Source organism: Streptomyces sp. NPDC001093, from assembly GCF_040298985.1.
Classification (GTDB): Bacteria; Actinomycetota; Actinomycetes; order Streptomycetales; family Streptomycetaceae; genus Streptomyces.
In genome coordinates, this window is sequence record NZ_JBEPBF010000027.1 from 1 (window position 1) to 19,959 (window position 19,959).

Annotated in this window: 17 protein-coding genes and 1 pseudogene; 11 read left to right on the forward strand and 7 right to left on the reverse strand. The window is 70.6% G+C overall.

The window, feature by feature from the left end; genetic code table 11:
* A pseudogene (locus ABT288_RS16160) lies at window positions 1-93 on the reverse strand (DNA-3-methyladenine glycosylase); the annotation flags it as partial.
* A gap of 328 nt (window positions 94-421) precedes the next feature.
* Between ABT288_RS16160 and ABT288_RS16165 the strand changes: the two are divergent.
* Both ABT288_RS16165 and ABT288_RS16170 read left to right on the forward strand, forming a co-directional pair.
* Window positions 422-1,963: an RNA polymerase sigma factor gene (locus ABT288_RS16165; protein WP_351607515.1), complete on the forward strand. Its 1,542-nt coding sequence runs from the start codon at window positions 422-424 to the stop codon at window positions 1,961-1,963.
* 121 nt (window positions 1,964-2,084) lie between these two features.
* Entirely contained in the window at window positions 2,085-2,945 is an 861-nt protein-coding gene (locus ABT288_RS16170; RefSeq protein ID WP_351607518.1) for a serine protease, read from the forward strand.
* Window positions 2,946-3,045: 100 nt separating this feature from the next.
* Here the strand turns inward: ABT288_RS16170 and ABT288_RS16175 are convergent, their stop codons facing one another.
* Window positions 3,046-3,276, reverse strand: coding sequence for a DUF7455 domain-containing protein (locus ABT288_RS16175; RefSeq protein ID WP_030735014.1), 231 nt, complete (start codon window positions 3,274-3,276; stop codon window positions 3,046-3,048).
* Window positions 3,277-3,716: 440 nt separating this feature from the next.
* Between ABT288_RS16175 and ABT288_RS16180 the strand changes: the two genes are divergently transcribed.
* From ABT288_RS16180 to ABT288_RS16205, 6 genes are all read left to right on the forward strand, one after another.
* Window positions 3,717-5,840 (forward strand): DNA gyrase/topoisomerase IV subunit B, encoded by a 2,124-nt coding sequence (locus ABT288_RS16180; protein ID WP_351607521.1) that lies wholly within the window; start codon window positions 3,717-3,719, stop codon window positions 5,838-5,840.
* A 927-nt stretch (window positions 5,841-6,767) separates the two neighbouring features.
* Complete coding sequence (locus ABT288_RS16185; protein WP_351607524.1) at window positions 6,768-7,289, forward strand: DUF1453 domain-containing protein; 522 nt, start codon at window positions 6,768-6,770, stop codon at window positions 7,287-7,289.
* Window positions 7,286-8,437: a sensor histidine kinase gene (locus ABT288_RS16190; protein WP_351607527.1), complete on the forward strand. Its 1,152-nt coding sequence runs from the start codon at window positions 7,286-7,288 to the stop codon at window positions 8,435-8,437. Before ABT288_RS16185 ends, ABT288_RS16190 begins: the two co-directional genes overlap by 4 nt.
* Window positions 8,434-9,123 carry a response regulator transcription factor gene (locus ABT288_RS16195; RefSeq protein WP_351607530.1) on the forward strand — a complete coding sequence of 230 codons (690 nt, stop codon included), beginning with the start codon at window positions 8,434-8,436 and terminating at the stop codon, window positions 9,121-9,123. The genes ABT288_RS16190 and ABT288_RS16195 overlap by 4 nt, the downstream gene beginning before the upstream one ends.
* 69 nt (window positions 9,124-9,192) lie before the next feature.
* On the forward strand, window positions 9,193-9,741 hold the full coding sequence (locus ABT288_RS16200; RefSeq protein WP_351607532.1) for a DUF485 domain-containing protein: 549 nt from the start codon (window positions 9,193-9,195) through the stop codon (window positions 9,739-9,741).
* Window positions 9,738-11,330: a monocarboxylic acid transporter gene (locus ABT288_RS16205; protein WP_351607535.1), complete on the forward strand. Its 1,593-nt coding sequence runs from the start codon at window positions 9,738-9,740 to the stop codon at window positions 11,328-11,330. Before ABT288_RS16200 ends, ABT288_RS16205 begins: the two co-directional genes overlap by 4 nt.
* 27 nt (window positions 11,331-11,357) lie before the next feature.
* Here the strand turns inward: ABT288_RS16205 and ABT288_RS16210 are convergent, their stop codons facing one another.
* Window positions 11,358-12,050, reverse strand: a complete 693-nt coding sequence (locus tag ABT288_RS16210; RefSeq protein ID WP_351607538.1) for a response regulator — start codon at window positions 12,048-12,050, stop codon at window positions 11,358-11,360.
* A gap of 158 nt (window positions 12,051-12,208) precedes the next feature.
* On the opposite strand from ABT288_RS16210, the gene ABT288_RS16215 reads away from it, so the two are divergent.
* The 3 genes from ABT288_RS16215 (at window position 12,209) to ABT288_RS16225 (ending at window position 15,134) form a co-directional block, all read left to right on the forward strand.
* The gene (locus tag ABT288_RS16215; RefSeq protein WP_351607540.1) at window positions 12,209-13,024 is read left to right on the forward strand and encodes an ABC transporter ATP-binding protein; all 816 of its coding nucleotides are present in this window, start codon (window positions 12,209-12,211) and stop codon (window positions 13,022-13,024) included.
* Window positions 13,014-13,877, forward strand: coding sequence for an ABC transporter permease (locus tag ABT288_RS16220; RefSeq protein ID WP_351607542.1), 864 nt, complete (start codon window positions 13,014-13,016; stop codon window positions 13,875-13,877). Before ABT288_RS16215 ends, ABT288_RS16220 begins: the two co-directional genes overlap by 11 nt.
* 204 nt (window positions 13,878-14,081) lie before the next feature.
* Window positions 14,082-15,134, forward strand: a complete 1,053-nt coding sequence (locus tag ABT288_RS16225; protein WP_351607544.1) for an ABC transporter substrate-binding protein — start codon at window positions 14,082-14,084, stop codon at window positions 15,132-15,134.
* Between the two features lie 18 nt (window positions 15,135-15,152).
* On the opposite strand, the gene ABT288_RS16230 is transcribed toward ABT288_RS16225, so the two are convergent.
* The 4 genes from ABT288_RS16230 to ABT288_RS16245 form a co-directional block, all read right to left on the reverse strand.
* Window positions 15,153-15,833 carry a response regulator gene (locus tag ABT288_RS16230; protein ID WP_351607547.1) on the reverse strand — a complete coding sequence of 227 codons (681 nt, stop codon included), beginning with the start codon at window positions 15,831-15,833 and terminating at the stop codon, window positions 15,153-15,155.
* Window positions 15,830-17,509 (reverse strand): ATP-binding protein, encoded by a 1,680-nt coding sequence (locus ABT288_RS16235; protein ID WP_351607550.1) that lies wholly within the window; start codon window positions 17,507-17,509, stop codon window positions 15,830-15,832. The genes ABT288_RS16230 and ABT288_RS16235 overlap by 4 nt, the downstream gene beginning before the upstream one ends.
* A gap of 101 nt (window positions 17,510-17,610) precedes the next feature.
* Window positions 17,611-18,552 (reverse strand): ferredoxin family protein, encoded by a 942-nt coding sequence (locus tag ABT288_RS16240; RefSeq protein WP_351607553.1) that lies wholly within the window; start codon window positions 18,550-18,552, stop codon window positions 17,611-17,613.
* Between the two features lie 101 nt (window positions 18,553-18,653).
* Entirely contained in the window at window positions 18,654-19,910 is a 1,257-nt protein-coding gene (locus ABT288_RS16245; protein ID WP_351607556.1) for a citrate synthase, read from the reverse strand.
* Between the last annotated feature and the right edge of the window lie 49 nt (window positions 19,911-19,959).

Here is a 19,959-nt window from a genome sequence, read left to right on the forward strand (position 1 = left end):
ATGTGCCCGATAGGGGCTCACCGTAGGGTCGCCCGCCACCCAGTAACGCCAGGGATGGATGTCGCCATTCCCGCCTTCGCCGGCGACTCCGGTGCTGGCGGGGTCCAGCGGCGCGACGGGCAGCCGGGGTCATGCGCGCGACCGGGCAGGGCGACAACGGTGATCTCCTCTGCCCATGTCTGACCGCTTTTGGCTGCTTACGGGGTGTGACTCGGGCCACGCAGATTGGGCGTAACACTCGTGGGAACAGCGCGATGACCTAAGAGGTGACAGCCGCGGAGGGAATACGGACGCCATCACAGGCGCTGTGCACCTTCCCGGCCCCCGCCCGCGCCGTCGGCCCATCCCCAGGCCGGTGGTCGGCTCCTGTCCGAAGTGGACGGTGCCGGAAGCCGTTTTCCAACGTTCCGAGAGGTTGTTCGTGTCGGCCAGCACATCCCGTACGCTCCCGCCGGAGATCGCCGAGTCCGTCTCTGTCATGGCGCTCATTGAGCGGGGAAAGGCTGAGGGGCAGATCGCCGGCGACGATGTGCGTCGGGCCTTCGAAGCTGACCAGATTCCGGCCACTCAGTGGAAGAACGTACTGCGCAGCCTCAACCAGATTCTTGAGGAAGAGGGTGTGACGCTGATGGTCAGTGCCGCAGAGCCCAAGCGCACCCGCAAGAGCGTCGCAGCGAAGAGCCCCGCGAAGCGCACCGCCACCAAGACGGTCGCAGCGAAGACGGTGACGACGACGAGGAAGGCCACCGCCACGGCCGCCCCCGCGGCGCCCGTCGCTCCGGCCGCAGCCGATTCCGCCGAGGAAGCCGAATCCGCCAAGAAGGCCGCGGCCAAGAAGACGACCGCCAAGAAGGCGACCGCCAAGAAGACCGTCGCCAAGAAGACGGCGGCCAAGAAGACCACGGCCAAGAAGGACGACGTCGAGCTTCTCGAGGACGAGGTTCTCGAGGACACCAAGGTCGCCGACGAGCCGGAAGGCGCCGAGAGCGCGGGCTTCGTCCTGTCGGACGAGGACGAGGACGACGCGCCCGCGCAGCAGGTCGCCGCGGCCGGCGCCACCGCCGACCCGGTCAAGGACTACCTGAAGCAGATCGGCAAGGTCCCCCTGCTCAACGCCGAGCAGGAGGTCGAACTGGCCAAGCGCATCGAGGCGGGTCTGTTCGCCGAGGACAAGCTGGCCAACGCCGACAAGCTGGCGCCGAAGCTCAAGCGCGAGCTGGAGATCATCGCCGAGGACGGCCGCCGCGCCAAGAACCACCTCCTGGAGGCCAACCTCCGTCTGGTGGTCTCCCTGGCCAAGCGCTACACCGGCCGCGGCATGCTCTTCCTGGACCTCATCCAGGAGGGCAACCTCGGTCTGATCCGCGCGGTCGAGAAGTTCGACTACACCAAGGGCTACAAGTTCTCCACCTACGCCACCTGGTGGATCCGTCAGGCCATCACCCGCGCCATGGCCGACCAGGCCCGCACCATCCGTATCCCGGTGCACATGGTCGAGGTCATCAACAAGCTCGCGCGCGTGCAGCGCCAGATGCTCCAGGACCTGGGCCGCGAGCCCACTCCGGAGGAGCTGGCGAAGGAGCTCGACATGACCCCGGAGAAGGTCATCGAGGTCCAGAAGTACGGCCGCGAGCCCATCTCCCTGCACACCCCGCTGGGTGAGGACGGCGACAGCGAGTTCGGTGACCTCATCGAGGACTCCGAGGCCGTCGTCCCCGCCGACGCCGTCAGCTTCACGCTCCTGCAGGAGCAGCTGCACTCCGTTCTGGACACCCTGTCCGAGCGCGAGGCCGGCGTCGTCTCCATGCGGTTCGGTCTCACCGACGGTCAGCCGAAGACCCTCGACGAGATCGGCAAGGTGTACGGCGTGACGCGTGAGCGCATCCGCCAGATCGAGTCCAAGACCATGTCGAAGCTGCGCCACCCGTCGCGTTCCCAGGTGCTGCGCGACTACCTCGACTAGGTCGCGGTCGTACGGCGGCGAAGGCCCGGCCCCCCTCGCGGGAGCCGGGCCTTCGTGCTGCGCGCCACGGCGCATTGGATCACTCTGGGTTTTCCGGTAACACCGAGAGTGAGGAGTCTGCATGCGCCGTTCCCTAGGGCGGGCACTGGTCGGGCCGCTGGCCCTGGCCGCCGCCATGACCGCCATACCGCTGGTGAACGCGGCTCCGGTGGTCGCCGACAGCGTAGTGGTCGGAGGCTTTCCGATAGACGTCTCCCAGGCCCCGTGGACGGTCGCGCTGTCCAGCCGTGACCGGTTCGGAGGTACGCGGGCGGGCCAGTTCTGCGGCGGCGTCGCGATCGCACCGACGGCGGTGCTCACCGCGGCCCACTGCCTGAGCGAGGACGTCCTCGGGGCGCCCCCGAACCGCGTGCCCGACTTCCGGGTCATCGCGGGGCGCACCGATCTGCTGTCGGATGAGGGCCAGGAGATCGCCGTACGCGACGCCCGGATCAATCCCGGGTACGACAGTGCGACCAACGCCGGCGACTTCGCCGTACTCACCCTGGCCAAGCCGCTGCCGCAGAGCGCGGTCATCGGCATGGCGGGCGCGGGCGATCCGGCCTACAAGGCGGGAACGCAGGCCCTGGTCTCCGGGTGGGGGGACACGACCGGTAAGGGCGCCTATGCGCACAGGCTGTACGCCGCACACGTGCGCGTGCTGCCCGACGACCTCTGCGCCCGCTCCTATCCGAGCGGTCCGGACGGTACCTACCGGGCCGGCAGCATGCTCTGCGCCGGAGAGGCTGCCGGCGGGCCGGACGCCTGTCAGGGAGACAGCGGCGGCCCGCTGGTGGCGGGAGGACGGCTGATCGGGCTCGTGTCATGGGGGAGCGGCTGCGGCAGGCGTGGAAGCCCCGGCGTGTACACACGCGTCTCCGAGGTCGTGAGGACCCTGGAAGGGGCCTCAGGCGGCCGGGAGGGGATCCACGGGCCCTCCTGAAGCGCCGGCACGGGACATGAGCACGGGCGGCCACTCCTGCAGAGGAGCGGCCGCCCGTTCACCGGCCTGTACCGGGGCTGGCTCGTCGTGTGTGCGAGATTCAGCGCTCTTCTTCGGAAGCGGTGTTCGGAACGGACGTCAGCCGCTCCGTCTCGTCCTGTATCTCAGCGGCGATCTTCTTGAGTTCCGGCTCGAACTTGCGACCGTGGTGGGCGCAGAAGAGCAGTTCTCCGCCGCTGAGCAGGACGACGCGCAGGTATGCCTGGGCGCCGCAGCGGTCGCAGCGATCGGCGGCCGTCAACGGGCTCGCGGGGGTCAGAACAGTAGTCACGTCGCCTCTTCTCTAGCTCGACGAGCTGTCGTACCAGGGTCAACATCCAACCAGCCCGAAAACGTTCCCGCTCGTGGCTTTTCCTCGAAAGAATCTTCCGGGGCGGCTGTCTGCTGCCGGTTGGCGGCGAATGTGCCGTAGTGCGTCTCTTGTGGTGCTTACGGTTTCGCGCGGTGTTGTATCTCGGTCCTCCAGGCCGGGTTGCCTGTTGTTCATGAGGACGTGCCCGGAGCCTAAATGGTTCATGCCTCCAATGGAACGTGATATGTACTTCACTCCATCGAGGGATCGAACATGCATGCGATCCTGGACTAGTCTGAGTTCCCGACGAGGGTGGCGTTACACCGGCTCTACCAGGCCTCGGTACCCTCTGAGCGGCGACCGAAGCCGTCCCCTTACCCAGTAGGGGGTCAACTGAAATTCAGCGAGGAGCGAACCGCGTGACCGCCGATACGTCCGTGCCGTCCACAGCGCTGCTGGCAGGAGCAGACCGGGACGGTTCCAACTACACCGCGCGGCACCTGCTCGTCCTCGAGGGCCTCGAGGCCGTGCGCAAGCGCCCAGGCATGTACATCGGCTCGACCGACAGCCGCGGCCTGATGCACTGCCTGTGGGAGATCATCGACAACTCCGTCGACGAGGCCCTCGCGGGCGTCTGTGACCGCATCGAGGTGATCCTCCACGACGACGGCTCCGTGGAGGTGCGCGACAACGGCCGTGGCATCCCCGTGGACGTGGAGCCCAGGACCGGCCTGTCCGGCGTCGAGGTCGTCATGACCAAGCTCCACGCGGGCGGCAAGTTCGGCGGCGGCTCGTACGCCGCCTCCGGCGGTCTGCACGGCGTCGGCGCCTCCGTGGTCAACGCCCTCTCCGCCCGTCTCGACGTCGAGGTGGACCGCGGCGGCCACACGCACGCCATCAGCTTCCGGCGCGGCGTGCCGGGTGCCTTCGCGGCCGACGGCGCCGAGGCGAAGTTCGAGGCCAAGAGCGGCCTGCGGAAGACCAAGAAGATCCCCAGGACCCGCACCGGCACGCGCGTGCGCTACTGGGCCGACCGCCAGATCTTCCTCAAGGACGCCAAGCTCTCCCTGGAGAACCTCCACCAGCGCGCCCGGCAGACCGCCTTCCTGGTGCCGGGCCTGACGATCGTCGTCCGTGACGAGTTCGGTCTGGGTGAGGGGGGCAGCAAGGGCGAGGAGTCCTTCCGCTTCGACGGCGGCATCAGCGAGTTCTGCGAGTACCTGGCGGGTGACAAGCCGGTCTGCGACGTCCTCCGCTTCTCGGGCAGGGGCACCTTCAAGGAGACCGTGCCCGTCCTGGACGAGCACGGCCAGATGACCCCCACCGAGGTCACCCGTGAACTGGGCGTGGACATCGCGCTGCGCTGGGGTACGGGCTACGACACGACCGTCCGGTCCTTCGTCAACATCATCGCCACCCCCAAGGGCGGCACCCATGTCTCGGGCTTCGAACAGGCCGTGACCGGGGTGTTCAACGATGTACTGCGCGCCAAGAAGCTGCTGCGGGTGGCCGAGGACAACATCGTCAAGGACGACGCCCTCGAGGGCCTGACCGCCGTCGTGACCGTGCGCCTGGCAGAGCCGCAGTTCGAGGGTCAGACCAAGGAGGTCCTGGGCACCTCGGCGGCCCGGCGCATCGTGAACAACGTGGTCGCCAAGGAGCTGAAGGCGTTCCTGACCAGCACGAAGCGGGACGCCGCCGCGCAGGCCCGCGTCGTCATGGAGAAGGTGGTGGCCGCCGCCCGTACCCGCGTCGCGGCCCGCCAGCACAAGGACGCCCAGCGCCGGAAGACCGCCCTGGAGTCCTCGTCCCTGCCGGCGAAGCTCGCCGACTGCCGCAGCGACGACGTCGACCGCAGCGAACTGTTCATCGTCGAGGGTGACTCCGCGCTCGGTACGGCCAAGCTGGCGCGGAACTCCGAGTTCCAGGCCCTGCTGCCGATCCGCGGCAAGATCCTCAACGTGCAGCGCTCGTCGGTGACCGACATGCTCAAGAACGCCGAGTGCGGCGCGATCATCCAGGTCATAGGAGCCGGCTCGGGCCGCACCTTCGACATCGACCAGGCCCGCTACGGCAAGATCATCATGATGACCGACGCCGATGTGGACGGCTCCCACATCCGCTGCCTGCTGCTCACGCTGTTCCAGCGCTACATGCGGCCGATGGTCGAGGCGGGCCGGGTCTTCGCCGCGGTGCCGCCGCTGCACCGCATCGAGGTCGTCCAGCCGAAGAAGGGCCAGGACAAGTACGTGTACACGTACTCCGACCGCGAGCTGCGCGACAAGCTCATGGAGTTCCAGAGCAAGGGCATCCGGTACAAGGAGAGCATCCAGCGCTACAAGGGTCTGGGCGAGATGGACGCCGACCAGCTGGCCGAGACCACGATGGACCCCCGTCACCGCACGCTGCGCAGGATCAACCTGTCCGACCTGGAGGCCGCCGAGCAGGTCTTCGACCTGCTGATGGGCAACGACGTGGCCCCGCGCAAGGAGTTCATCTCCAGTTCGGCGGCGACGCTGGACCGGTCGCGCATCGACGCGTAGCCGCTGCGCCGGGCTTCGGCCGACGGGGTTTGCTCGTGATGGGCTGACCTGGTCGGCCGGGGACGTCGAGGGGGATTGGTGGCCGGCGGAGGGGGACGGTGGTCCGCCTCCGCGGGCGGGATGGTCCTTCTCGGTTCGCCGGGCGCTCTTCGGTGGTCGGCTGGAGGGGCTTGCGCCGGTCGTCGAGCGGTCTTCCTGCGCCGCTCGGGCCGGGCGGCCGGTGGGTCGTGGCCTCGACACGGCAGACCGCGTCTTCGTCTGCGAGGAGTACGTCTTCGGCTGCGACGCCGACGATGTCGGGGCCGCCCCCTCTGCCGACACCGCCCCACGGCCTTTCCCACGCGGCCCGACGGAATTCCGTCCTGCCGCCGACGCCCCTGGTAGGCCTTCTCCTCGACGAGCACACTGCCCCGGACGCCGCGCGGTCCGGCGACGTCGTCTTCCTGCCGACGCTTCCCGGCCGCGCGTGGGTTGATCCTGCCCCGGCCGGACGAGGCTCGGTCCGGCGCGGGCGGGGTCGGGGATCGCGGGTGTTCGTGGGCGCTGCCGTCAGCCTCCCCCAATTTCCGGGCCTGCCGTTGTGAGCAGCCGGCGGTCCCCGCGCTTCGAGCGGGTACCGGACATCGGTGGTGGTGCCGGGGGACGTGCACACCCCGTCACCGGCACTGTCGGCCGGCGAGGCACGGCCGCCCAGCGGCCGCCGCGCTCGCGGACGGTTGCCGGAGATCTGCCCCGACCGACCTCCGCCTCCACCTCGGACCGGTAGGCACACCCGCCGGATCTACACCCGTGGGTGGAGACGAGCCGCTCCGGGTTTCCACCCTTGATCCACCCCGGCTCCGATCTCCCGACCTGCGCTTTTCCGTAGCTTCGTAGGTGTCGGCAGCACCCGCTCCCGGCACCACGTTCTCGCTCACGGAGGCTTTGATGTCCGGGCTCGTCAACGCGCTGGTGATCGTGGCCGTCGCCGCCATAGTGATCGCGCGGCAGTTCCGCGCCCGCGCGATCAACACCGACCGGCGCTGGTGGCTGATCCCCGTGGTCCTCGCCGTCGTCGCGCTGCGCGAGCCCGGCATCCTCGACGCCCACCACCGTGCCGAATCCGGCGTGCTGCTCGCGGTGGAGCTGCTCATCGGTCTGGCCACCGGCGCCGGCTGGGCCTGGACGACCCGCATCTGGACGGAACCGGACGGCGTCGTGTGGACCAAGAGCACCAAGGCGAGTGTTGCGGTATGGATCGTGGGCGTAACCCTCCGCATCGGTATCTACGCCGTCGGCGCCGCACTCGGCCTGCGCCAGGACAGCTCCGCCCTGATGTGCGCTCTCGCCGCCACCCTGCTGGTCCGCGGCGGGATCCTGGTCTGGCGGGCGCAGTCCCTCGGCACCGCGAACCGTCCCGCTCCGGCGTACGGTGACGGCATGCGATCGGTCAGGAGGGAACGCGCGTGAAGGAGAACGCCTGGACACGCTGGCCGTCGCGGGAGGCGCTCGGCCGCCAGGGAACCTCCCGTTCTCGGCGCTTGATCGCCTGGCCTGTCAGGATCCTGGTGATCGGCATGCTCCTGTGGGGCGCGTACAACCAGAGGCACGTCGGCACCTGGGGCGGACTCGCCGCGATGGCCGGGGTCCTCGCCACCGCTCTCCTCGCCTGGGCCTTCTTCAGGACCACCTACCAGCACCGGCTGGTGCCCTCCCTGGTGCTGATGTGCGCGATCATGGGCATCGCGGTCATGGCTGAGGCCACGGGGTTCAGAGGCCCGGCCCTCGTGATCTGGTGCGGTTGTGGGATCGGCGCCCTCGAGCGGCTGCCGCTCGCTGCAGCCGCTCCGGTGACCTCGGTGGGCCTGGCCGCATACGCCGCATTCAACAACGACGTCTGGCTGACCACGGCTGCCTCGGTCGCGGGCATGGCTCTCGCCGGATATGTCCTGCGGCTGGACGCCGAGGCCCGCGGCCACGCGCAGCAACTGCTCGCACAGGAGCGTGCCGCCCGGGCGGCCGAGGCGGAGTCCGCTGCGCTGGCCGAGCGAGCCCGCATCGCGCGGGAGATCCACGACGTGCTGGCCCACAGCCTCTCGGCGCAGCTGGTGCATCTGGAGGCGGCCCGGCTGCTGATCGAGAACGGCGCGGACCGTGAACGCATCCTGGAGCGGGTGGTGGCCGCCCGGGGCATGGCCCGGGACGGACTCGCCGAGACCCGGCAGGCCCTGTCCGCGCTGCGGGGCGATCTGACACCGCTGGAGGACTTCCTGAGCGAACTCGTCAGCGGGGCCGACGGCGCCGAGGTCACCGTGACGGGTGAGCGCAGACCCCTGCCGGCCGAGGCCTCCCAGACCGTGCGCAGGGTCGCCCAGGAGGCGCTGACGAACGTCCGCAAGCACGCACAGGGTGCCAAGGTGCATCTGCGACTCGACTACAGCGAGCACGAAGTGACGCTGGATGTACGGGACTCGGGCGGGCGGCCGGGCGAGCTCACCAGGTCCGGAGGTGGGTACGGTCTGCTGGGGATGCGCGAGCGGGCCGAACTGCTCGGCGGCTCACTGGACGCGCGGCCGGACGAGGAGGGGTTCGTGGTGACGCTGAAGGTGCCTGTATGACGGAGACGGAGGGGGAGAAGAAGCCCGCACGGGTGGTGGTCGCCGACGACCAGACCGTGGTCCGGGAGGGCATCGTGATGCTGCTCGGACTGCTGCCCGGTGTGGAGGTCGTGGGTGCCGCGGGAGACGGCGAGGAAGCGGTGCGGCTGGTCGGGGAACTGGCCCCCGATGTCGTCCTGATGGATCTCAGGATGCCCCGCTGCGACGGTGTGGAGGCCACCCGGCGGATCCGGGCGCAGTACCCGGGGACCCAGGTCGTGGTGCTCACCACGTACGCGGACGACGAATCGCTGTTTCCCGCGCTGCGTGCCGGCGCCCGGGGTTATCTGACCAAGGACGCGGGCGGTGACGAGATCGTGCGTGCCGTGGAGAGCGTGCTGTCGGGAGATGCTGGTCTGTCGCCGAGTGTCCAACGCCGGTTGCTGGAACGGCTGTCGCAGCCCGAGCACAGCCCGCCGGCGACCGTCGAGGCGCCGCCCGACGGACTGACCGCTCGGGAGACCGAGGTGCTGCTGCTGATCGCCGAAGGGCTCAGCAATCAGGAGATCGCCCGCAAGCTGCATGTGTCGACCGCGACCGTGAAGACACACATCAACAACCTCTTCTCCAAGACGGGCCTCAAGGACCGGGCGCAGGCGGTGCGGTACGCCTACAGCAAGGGGCTGGTGCGGCCGCCCACCCAGTGAGTCACCTGATGGGGTGAAGAGCCGGAGGAAGAAGAGTCAGGGATCTTCCCGTTCTGTCCATCCTTGGGCATGCAGTCAAGCAACGGTCGTGCCCGTGGAGCCGGGGACGGTCCCGAGAGTTCGCCCGAGAACCAGCAAGACCACGGCGCGCCCTCCCGCGACGCGACGTACGAAGACCCTTGGTACGACGCACTGGCCTACGGCTGGGGCGAGCTGGACGGCACCGGTGCGCCGACGCCGGTGGTGCCACCTGCTCGAGGGGAGCTGAGCGCAGCGGCGGTTCGCGCCCGCGATGTGTACGTCGAGGTGCAACGCAGCGCGGCCTTCCAGGAGGTGCGCACCAGGTACCGGAGGTTCGTCGTGCCGGGGGTCGCCGCCTTCCTCGCCTGGTACGTGGGCTATGTGGTCACGGCCACGGCCGCGCCGGGGCTCATGGCCCGGCCCGTGGCGGGCGCGGTGAACGTGGCCATGCTGGCCGGGCTGGGACAGTTCCTCACCACGTTCCTGCTGACCTGGGCCTATGCCCGGCACGCTCGGCTGCGCCGGGACCGGGCGGCGCTGGAGTTGCGCTGGGACACCCAGGAACTGGCCCGCGAAGTGCGGGGAGATGCCTCATGACCGGTGAGCATCAGACGCTGGCGCTGCTGATGTTCAGCGGTTTCGTGGCCCTCACCCTCGGGATCACGACGTGGGTGAGCCGTCGCCGGCATGGTTCGGCGGAGGAGTTCTACGCCGGAGGGCGGCTCTTCTCTCCGATGGAGAATGGTTTTGCCATTGCGGGTGACTACATGTCGGCCGCCTCCTTCCTGGGGGTCACCGGGCTCATCGCGCTGTACGGGTACGACGGGATGCTGTACGTCGTCGGCTTCCTGGTGGCCTGGCTGGTCGTGCTGTTCCTGGTGGCCGAACTGGTCCGCAACTGCGGGCGGTTCACCCTGGCCGATGTGGTGGCCGCGCGGATGAGCGAGCGGCCGGTGCGGATCGCGGCGGGAACTTCCTCGGTCACGGTGTCCGTTCTGTATCTGGTGGCGCAAATGGTCGGCGCGGGCAGTCTGGTGGCGCTGCTGCTGGGGCGGACGAGCGGGCCCGCGCAGGCCTGGGCGGTCATCGGGGTCGGCGCGCTCATGGTGATCTATGTGTCGTTGGGAGGGATGCGGGCCACCACCTGGATCCAGATCGTGAAGGCGGTGCTGCTGCTGAGCGGCACGATCGCGCTGACCGTCCTCGTCCTGCTCCGCTTCCACGGCGACGTCGACCGTCTGCTGCTCACGGCCGCGGACCGCAGCGGTCACGGAAGGGCGTTCCTGGCGCCGGGCCTGAAGTACGGCGGGACCTGGACCGCCCGCCTGGACTTCATCAGCCTGGGACTCGCCCTCGTGCTGGGCACGGGGGGACTGCCGCACATCCTGTCCCGCTTCTACACCGTGCCCACCGCGCGGGCCGCCCGTCGTTCCGCGGTGTGGTCCATCGGACTGATCGGCGGCTTCTACCTGATGACGATCGTCCTCGGCTTCGGGGCGGCCGCGATGGTGGGGACGGATGCGGTGCGCGGCTCGAACGCGGCCGGGAACACGGCGGTGCCGCTGCTCGCCCTCGACCTGGGCGGCGGCGCGGGCTCCACCGGTGGCACGGTCCTGTTCGCGGTCGTCGCCGCCGTCGCCTTCGCCACCATCCTCGCGGTGGTCGCCGGCATCACGCTCGCCTCGTCGGCGTCGGTGGCGCACGACCTGTACGCGTCGCTGCGGCGCTCGCGCGGCACGGCACGCAGCGAGGTGGCGGTGGCGCGCTGGGCGGCGGTCGGCATCGGTGTCGTGGCGATCGCGCTCGGTCTGCTGGCCCGTGACCTCAACGTCGCCTTCCTCGTCGGCCTCGCCTTCGCCGTCGCCGCGTCGGCGAACCTCCCGGTGCTGCTGTACTCGCTGTTCTGGCGCGGCTTCACCACCCGCGGGGCGGTCTGGGCCGTGTACGGCGGGCTGATCCCGGCGCTCGGGCTGGTGCTGCTCTCCCCGGTGGTGTCCGGCAGCCCGACCTCCCTGTTCCCGGACGTCGACTTCCAGTACTTCCCGCTGCAGAACCCGGGCATCGTCTCCATCCCGCTCGGCTTCCTCGCCGGCTGGCTCGGCACGATCACCTCCGCGGAGATCGCGGACGAGGCCAAGTACGCCGAGACGGAGGTGCGGTCGCTGACCGGCGCCGGTGCCGTGTAGCCGGTCACCGGCGCCGGGCACGGCTCGCTACGGCGCCACCCAGGCGTACCGGTGCTCCGGCCGGCCGGTGTCGCCGTACTTCAGGGAGAGCCGGAGCCGGCCGGCCTGTTCCAGATGGCGGAGATAGCGCTGGGCCGTGGAGCGGCTCAGGCCGGTCCTGGCGGCCACCTCGTGAGCGGACAGCGGCTGGTCGGCGCGGTGCAGGACGCCGCAGATCAGGTCGGTCGTGGGCGCCGAGCGGCCGCTCGGCGGGCCGGGCGCGGACGGTGCGGGATTCGTCCGCAGCGCGCCGAAGATCCGGTCGACCTGCTCCTGCCCGGTCAGGCCGTGGCCGCCGACCCGGTCCACCGTGCGACGCAGCGCCGCATAGGAGTCGAGGCGGGCCCGCAGGGCGGCGAAGGTGAAGGGTTTGACCAGGTAGTGCAGGGCGCCCAGGCGCATCGCCTGCTGCACGGTCGTCACATCGCTGGCCGCGGTGATCATGATGACGTCCGTGCCGTGGCCCTGCTCCCGCATGCGGTGCACGAGATCGAGACCGGTCCGGTCCGGCAGATAGTGGTCGAGCAGGACCAGGTCGATGGTGCCGCGTTCGACGGCGGCCAGGGCCTGGGCGGCGCTGTGCGCGCGGGCGGTCACCCGGAAGCCGGGAACCTTTCCCACGTACTTGGCGTTTATCTCAGCGACGCGGAAGTCGTCGTCCACGACCAGGACGTCAATCATCAGGCCTCTCCTTCAAGGCCGACGAGCGTTGAGCCCGTGTTTCGGCTCCGCAGTTGTAGCGCGAGCAAAAAGAGCACAACAGACTCTTGCAAGCAGAAGAACGGCTTGTGCTCACAAGTCTCCTGCTGTGGCCGGGTCCACACCTACCGTCCCGGGCCATGAGCGCAGACACCAGCCCCGCCATCGAGCTGCGGGGCGCGAGCAAGACCTTCAGAACCCCGTCCGGGGGACTGCACACGGCCGTACGCGGTCTGGATCTCACTGTCCAGCGCGGTGAGTTCGTAGCCGTCGTGGGTCCGACCGGCTGCGGCAAGTCCACCACACTGACGCTGGTCAGCGGTCTGGAGGAGCCCACCGAGGGCGAGGTGCTGGTGGCCGGCGAGCCGGTCGACGGCGTCGGCGACAAGGTCGGTTTCGTCTTCCAGCAGGACGCCACCTTCCCCTGGCGCACGGTCCTGTCCAACGTCATGGCCGGCCCCCGCTTCCGGGGCGTGCCGAAGACCGAGGCCAAGGAGAAGGCCCGGGAATGGCTGGCCCGCGTCGGCCTCGCCGCCTTCGAGGACCGTTACCCGCACCAGCTCTCCGGCGGTCAGCGCAAGCGGGTCGCCCTCGCCGCCACGTTCGTCAACGACCCCGAGATCCTGCTGATGGACGAGCCGTTCTCGGCGCTGGACGTGCAGACCCGGGCGCTGATGTCGGACGAGCTGCTGGAGCTGTGGGAGGGCACGGGCGCCTCCGTCGTCTTCGTCACCCATGACCTGGAGGAGTCCATCGCGCTCGCCGACAAGGTCGTGGTGATGACCGCCGGACCCGCGACCGTGAAGCAGGTCTTCGAGATCGACCTGGCGCGGCCGCGCAAGGTCGAGTCGGTTCGCCTGGAGCCGCGGTTCATCGAGATCTACCGCGAGATCTGGGAGTCCCTCGGCGAAGAGGTCCGCATCACCCGCGAGAGGGGTGCCGCCCGTGTCGCCTGAGGTTCTCAGCACTCCGGTGGCCGACGCCGCCAAAGTCCCCGACCGTGCGCAGACCCGCGCCCAGGTCGCCCGCCGCCGCAAGGCCCTCGTCATCGCCGTACGCGTGGTGCTGCTGGTGGCCGTCCTCGGGCTGTGGGAGGGACTGTCCCGGGCGAAGATCATCGATCCGTTCAACTTCTCGATGCCCTCGGAGATCTGGGACCAGATCCGGACCTGGGTGATGCACGGGACCGCGCTGGGCTCCCTCGGCGAACAGATCTGGTACACGCTCTACGAGGCACTGCTCGGCTGGATCCTCGGTGTGATCGCCGGTGTCCTCCTCGGTATCGCACTCGGGCGGATCAGATTGCTCGCCGAGGTCCTTGGTCCATACATCAAGGTGCTCAACTCGATCCCCAGGATCGTCCTGGCGCCGATCTTCCTGATCTGGTTCGGGCTCGGGCCGTCCTCGAAGGTCGCCTCCGCCGTCGTACTGGTCTTCTTCCCGGTCTTCTTCAACGCCTTCCAGGGCGCCCGTGAGGTGGACCGCAACCTCGTGGCCAACGCCCGCATCCTGGGTGCCAGTGACCGCCGGGTCACGCTCCAGGTGGTCATCCCGTCGGCCACCTCCTGGATCTTCACCAGCCTGCACGTCAGCTTCGGCTTCGCTCTCATCGGCGCCATCGTCGGCGAGTACATCGGCGCGACCAAGGGCATCGGCCTGCTCGTCTCGCAGTCGCAGAACACCTTCAACGCGGCCGGTGTCTACGCCGCGATGGTCATCCTCGCGGTCGTCGCCCTCGCCGCCGAGGGGCTGCTGACCTTCGCCGAGCGCCGCATCTTCCGCTGGAGGCCCGCCGGTTCCGAGGGCTGACCCGGCCCCTCACCGGTCCACCGGCCCCTCACCGGTCCACCGGCCCCTCACCGGTCCACCGGCCCCTCACCGGTCCCCCCGGCCCCTCACCGGTCCCCCCGGCCCCTCACCGGTCCCCCCGGCTTCTCCCCGGCCCACCTCCGGGCCTTCCCGGACCAGCCCCCACCCTTCCCCGTACCGCCCTCTCACAAGGACGTGAACCGCATGCGCAACACCGCCAGACACGCCTCCCTGGCCGCCGCCGGCCTGCTCGCGCTCTCCTCCCTCACCGCCTGCGCCAACGACGCGGCCGGCTCCACCGCCGACACCGGCAACGGCGGCGGCAAGGGCGAGAGCGTCAAGATCATGGTCGGTGGCCTGGACAAGGTCATCTACCTGCCCGCGATGCTCACCCAGCGCCTCGGCTACTTCCGGGCGGAGGGTTTGAATGTCCAACTCCTCAGCGAGCCCGCCGGTGTCCAGGCCGAGACCGCGCTCGTCTCCGGCCAGGTGCAGGGAGCGGTCGGCTTCTACGACCACACCCTCGACCTGCAGGTGAAGGGCAAGTCGGTGGAGTCGGTCGTGCAGTTCTCGCACGCGCCCGGCGAGGTCGAGGTGGTCTCCGACAAGGCGGCGGGCAGCCTCACCTCGCCCAAGGACTTCAAGGGCCGCAAGCTGGGCGTGACCGGGCTCGGTTCCTCCACCGACTTCCTCACCAAGTACCTCGCGGTCAAGAACGGCGTGAACGTCAGCGAGTTCACGCCGGTCGCGGTGGGCGCCGGACCGACGTTCGTCGCGGCCCTCCAGAAGGGGGCGATCGACGGCGGCATGACCACCGACCCGACCGTCGCGACGATCCTGGACAAGAAGGCGGGCAAGGTCCTCATCGACATGCGCACCCCCGAGGGCTCGCAGAAGGCGCTGGGCGGGCTGTACCCGTCGTCAAGTCTGTACATGCAGACGGACTGGGTGGACGGACACAAGGACACCGTCCAGAAGTTGGTCAACGCGTTCGTCAAGACGCTCAAGTGGATGTCCGCCCACAGCGCCGACGAGATCGCCGCCAAGATGCCCGCCGACTACTCCCAGGGCAACAAGACGCTCTACGCGCAGGCCATCAAGAGCACCCTGCCGATGTTCACCGACGACGGCGTGATGCCCCAGGGCGGCCCCGAGACCGTCGAGAAGGTCCTCAAGTCGTTCAACCCGAAGATCAAGAACGCCAAGGTCGACTTGAGCAGGACGTACACGACCGAGTTCGCCGAGGCGGTCAAGTGACCGCCGCGTGAAGCGCGCTCAGCCGCGGGTCGCCCACACGTAACGGTGTTCCGGGCGGCCCGCGTCGCCGTACTTGAGGGTCAGCCGCGCCCGTCCGGTGCGCTCCAGGAGCTTCAGATACCGCTGGGCCGTCTGCCGGCTCACCCCCGTCCGCTCGGCGATCTCCTGGGCGGACAAGGGGCCTTCGGCGTTCATCAGCGACTGTCGCACCAGTTCGGCCGTCGTGGGGGAGTGCCCCTTCGGCAGCCCGGGCTCCGAAGGCGCGGACAGGGCACCGAAGATGCGGTCCACGTCCGCCTGTTCGGCCTCGCCGCCGCGGTCCAGGGTCCGCCGCAGCCGGGCGTACGCCTCCAGCTTGGCGCGCAGACCGGCGAAGGTGAACGGTTTCACCAGGTACTGCAGCGCGCCCTGCCGCAGCGCGGCCTGGACGGTGGTCATGTCCCGCGCCGCCGTCACCATGATCACGTCGGCCTGGTGGCCGCGCCGGCGCATCTCGCGGACGACCGCGAGACCGGTGTCGTCGGGCAGGTGGTGGTCCATGAGGACCAGGTCCAGCCGCGGCAGCGTCTCCACCTGCCGCAGCGCCTCGGCGGCGCTGTGCGCCTCGCCGGCCACATGGAATCCCGGCACCTTCGCCACGTACGCGGCGTTGACCCGGGCGACCCGGGTGTCGTCGTCCACGACCAGGACCTCGATCATCGGGTCTCCTCCTCGGTGACGGCAGCGGGCTCGAGGGACTTCTCGCGCACCGTGGGTTCCAGCTCCGGCTCGGTCAGCGCCTCCGGCAGGACCACGGTGAACTCCGCACCGCCCCCGTCCGCGGCGCCCACGGTCGCGCTGCCGCCCTGGCGTTCGGCGAGCCGGCGCACCAGCGAGAGCCCGATGCCCCGTTTGCCGTGCGCGGGCGGGGTCTTGGTGGACCAGCCCTCGGTGAAGATCAGCTCCCGTCGGCCGGCCGGGACACCGGGGCCCGTGTCGCGCACCGCGAGGACGACCGTACGGCCCTCGGTGCGCAACTCGACCTCCACGCGCGCGTGCAGCGTGCCGGCCACCGCGTCGAGGGCGTTGTCCACCAGGTTGCCCACGACCGTGACCAGACCCCGCGGATCGATCAGCCGGTCGGGCAGCAGCGTGTGCTCCGACACCCACAGCGCGACGCCCCGCTCGGCCGCCACGGTCGCCTTGCCGACCAGCAGGGCCGCGAGCAGGGGATCCTGGATCTTCTCGGTGACCTGCTCGGCGGTGACCCGGTGGTCGCCGACCACCTCGCCGACGAACTCCACGGCGTCGTCGTACATCTCCAGCTCCAGCAGCCCGAGCAGGGTGTGCATCCGGTTGGCGTGCTCGTGGTCCTGGGCGCGCAGGGCGTCGATCAGCCCGCGCGTGGAGTCGAGTTCGCGCCCCAACTGCTCCAGTTCGGTGCGGTCGCGCAGGGTCGCGACGGCGCCGCCGTCATCGGTGGGCATACGGTTGGCGACCAGCACGCGCCGGCCGCGCACGGTGAGCAGGTCGGTGCCGGTCACCCGGCCGGCCAGCACGTCCGTCGTACGGCCCGTGCCGAGCGCCTCGTCCGGGGTCTGTCCCACGGCCTCGTCGCCGATGCCGAGCAGCCGACGGGCCTCGTCGTTGAGGAGGCGGACACGACCGCCGCGGTCGAGCGCGACCACGCCCTCACGGATGCCGTGCAGCATCGCCTCGCGCTCCGCGAGCAGCGCAGAGATGTCGGAGAAGGCCAGGTCCCGGGTCTGCCGCTGGACCCGCCGGGAGATCAGCCAGGCGGCCAGCGCGCCCACCGCGAGAGCGCCTCCGGCGTACGCGAGCAGGCCCGGGATCGCGCTGATCAGCCGCGCCCGCACGCTGTCGTAGGCGATACCGACCGAGACCGCCCCGATGATGCGGTGGCGCGTGTCGTACAGCGGCACCTTGCCGCGCGCGGAGCGGCCCAGGGTGCCGTTGTCGATCTCCATGACCTCATGACCGGCCAGGGCCTGCCTGGGGTCGGTGGAGACGTGCCCGCCGACCTCCGAGAGGGTGGTGTGCGACCAGCGCATGCCCCGCCGGTCCATCACCACGATGTACTCCGCGTGCGTGGCCCGTCGGATCCGCTCGGCCTCCTTCTGCACCGGACCGTTCACGGTCGGCGGGGTGGTCAGCACACCCTCGGCGATCTGCGGGTCCTGGGCGGTGGTCTGCGCGATGGCCAGCGCGCGGCGCTCCGCCTCCTGGTCGAGCTGCCTGCTCAGCGGCGCCAGGAACAGCCCGGTCGCGAGCACCGCGACCCCCGCGGCGATCGCCACCTGCATCAGCAGCACCTGCGAGAACACCCGCCGCGGCAGACCGAGACGCAGACGGCGTGCGGGGGGAGTGGGGCTCATGCCCACGACGGTAGTGGGGTGGTCCGACGCACCCCAGGGGATGTGGTGGGGATCTCTTGACCAGTTCTTGAAAGAGGCGGTCGTTGCGGGAAGGCGGTCGCTCAGCTCGCCAGCGCCGTCGTCCTCAGCTCGCGCACGGCCACGACGTCCATCCGGGCCGGCGTGCCGAGCACCGTCGCTCCGCAGCTCTCCGGGCGGGGCGGCAGCGACGCCCCCTGCGCCACGGTCACCCGCCAGCGGCGGCCGTCGGCGTGCCCGACGGTGACCTCCCAGCGCGGGGCCGCACCGTCGGTCGTCACGACGCTCAGCAGCCCCGCCCGGTACTCGCCCGCCACCGACCGGACGGCCAGCTCGGCCGCCTGACCGGGCCGTTCCCAGGCGGAGCAGCCGCGGCACCCGTCGACCACCACGCGCCCCTCCTGCACGCCGTGCAGCGCCTCCTTGATGGTGTGCGCCTCGGCGCGGCCGTAGGCGTAGCCGTACGGCAGGACGAGCACGGTCGGCGAGAAACGATGTCCACCCAGATGGGTGACCTCCCAGACTCCGCGCACCCCCGAGGCGCACAGTTCGGCGGCGAGGGGACGGCCCAGGAGAGCGCAGCAGCGGTCGCGTTTGCCGTTGGTGCACACGAACGCCAGCGGGTCGCCCCGGTACGGCTGTCCGCCGAGCGCGGCGGCGAAGGAACGGTGATCCCCCGTTCCCAGGGCGGCGAAGTCGAGGCCGAGCAGGCGACGCGGATCGCGGGTCGTGGCGCTGTGCAGCCACACGCGGCCCGGCACGGTGTGCGCGGCGTACACCTGCCGGACGGCGGGCCCGCCGGGGTCGGCGTGGCGTCCGGGGCGGCGGATGAGCGCGACGCGGACGCCGGTTCCCTCGGCGGCCGCCTCCAGGCTCCGCCCGACGGCGGGGTCCAGGTGGCTCGAAGTGAGCGCCTTGACGCCCCACGGGCCGGGCTGTTCCAGCAGCAGCCAGGTCGTCGCCGTGGCCGCGGTACCGGAAACGGGCTCGTCGAGGCTCCGGGAGACGGTCGCGCACCTACTCACAGAGGTGAGCCTAACCTGACTCTCCGTGGGGCGACTTCCGGCCGTGGTCGTGTCCTGCTCGGGGAGGGTTCGGCCGCTAGTGGAGGCCGTGCACCGACGACCTACTCCGGCAGGGGCCGCGGGGGCCGCGGACCGACGTACTGGCCCACCGGGCGCATGCGGAGCGGGCGCTCGCCGTACTCCTCCAGGGCGTGTGCGATCCAGCCCGCCGTCCGGGCGACGGCGAAGATCGTCTCGCCGGCCGTGGCGGGCATGCCGCTGGACGCGGTGAAGACCGCCAGGGCGAGGTCGACGTTGGCGTGCAGCGGGGTGTGCCGGGCGGTGGTGGCGACGATGTCCCGGGCGGCGAGCAGGGCGGACTCCGCGCGCGGGACCTGCTCCAGGAGGCCGAACAGTACGCTCGCGCGCGGGTCCTCGCCGGTGTAGAGCCGGTGGCCGAGCCCAGGGACCCGGCGTCCCCCGCGCAGTTCGCCGGCGATCACGGGGACCGCCGTGCCCTGGTCGAGCACGTCGAGGAGCATGCGGTGGGCGTCGCCGCTCGCGGCGCCGTGCAGCGGGCCCTCCAGGACGCCGAGCCCGGCCGAGACGGCAGCGTAGGCGTGCGCGCGGGCCGAGGCGGCGACGCGGACGGCGAGCGTGGAGGCGGCCAGATCGTGGTCGGCGAGCAGGGCGAGCGCGGTGTCCAGGACCCGCAGGGACGCCTCGTCGGCGGGATGGCCGGTCAGCCGGACCCAGAGCCGGTGGGCGAGCGGAGCGTCGTCCTTGTGGTCGCGCCGGGCCGGCGGCAGCGCGGCGACGAGCGTGGGGATCAGGATCCGCGCGGTGTTCAGCACGGCGTTCTCGGACAGGTCGAAGCGCAGCGGGTCCTCGGCCGCCGCGGCGACGGCCGCCACACGGAGCCGGTCGGTGGGGGAGGCGTGCTCGGACAGCGCGTCCACCGCGCGGCGCGCGACCTCGACGGTGGGGCCGGGCGCGGTGAAGGTCACGCCCGGGGTGAGCCGGCCCGTCCACAGCCACTCCGCGACCTCCTCGTAGGAGTGACGGAGCGCCAGCTCGACGGCGTCCACGCCCCGGAAGTAGTACCGGTCGTGCTCGATCAGCGTGATCCGGGTCCGGACGGACAGGTCCCCGCCGGAGCCCGGGGTTCCGGCCGCCTCACGGCGGTGACGCCGGGCGAGGGCCTCGACCTCCTTCGCCTCGAAGGTGCTGGCACGGCCGCCGGGCTCGCGCCTGCTGCTGAGCAGGCCGCGGCTCACGTACGCGTACACCGTCTCCGGCTTCACGCCGAGCAGTTCGGCGGTCTCCTTGGTGGTCAGCCTGCGCCCGGGACGGCCGGGAGCGGGTTCGTGATCGCGCATGGAGGTCACGGTAGCCGCCTCTGCACATGTTGATCGGCATGCATTGATT

Excerpts from the sequence above, each read along its gene's own strand:
- ABT288_RS16210 (WP_351607538.1), bottom strand. The coding sequence starts at position 12,050 with ATGATTGACGTCCTGGTCGTGGACGACGACTTCCGCGTCGCTGAGATA.
- ABT288_RS16225 (WP_351607544.1), top strand. The coding sequence starts at position 14,082 with ATGCGCAACACCGCCAGACACGCCTCCCTGGCCGCCGCCGGCCTGCTC.
- ABT288_RS16235 (WP_351607550.1), bottom strand. The coding sequence starts at position 17,509 with ATGAGCCCCACTCCCCCCGCACGCCGTCTGCGTCTCGGTCTGCCGCGG.
- ABT288_RS16205 (WP_351607535.1), top strand. The coding sequence starts at position 9,738 with ATGACCGGTGAGCATCAGACGCTGGCGCTGCTGATGTTCAGCGGTTTC.
- ABT288_RS16195 (WP_351607530.1), top strand. The coding sequence starts at position 8,434 with ATGACGGAGACGGAGGGGGAGAAGAAGCCCGCACGGGTGGTGGTCGCC.
- ABT288_RS16215 (WP_351607540.1), top strand. The coding sequence starts at position 12,209 with ATGAGCGCAGACACCAGCCCCGCCATCGAGCTGCGGGGCGCGAGCAAG.
- ABT288_RS16245 (WP_351607556.1), bottom strand. The coding sequence starts at position 19,910 with ATGCGCGATCACGAACCCGCTCCCGGCCGTCCCGGGCGCAGGCTGACC.
- ABT288_RS16230 (WP_351607547.1), bottom strand. The coding sequence starts at position 15,833 with ATGATCGAGGTCCTGGTCGTGGACGACGACACCCGGGTCGCCCGGGTC.
- ABT288_RS16185 (WP_351607524.1), top strand. The coding sequence starts at position 6,768 with ATGTCCGGGCTCGTCAACGCGCTGGTGATCGTGGCCGTCGCCGCCATA.
- ABT288_RS16170 (WP_351607518.1), top strand. The coding sequence starts at position 2,085 with ATGCGCCGTTCCCTAGGGCGGGCACTGGTCGGGCCGCTGGCCCTGGCC.
- ABT288_RS16200 (WP_351607532.1), top strand. The coding sequence starts at position 9,193 with ATGCAGTCAAGCAACGGTCGTGCCCGTGGAGCCGGGGACGGTCCCGAG.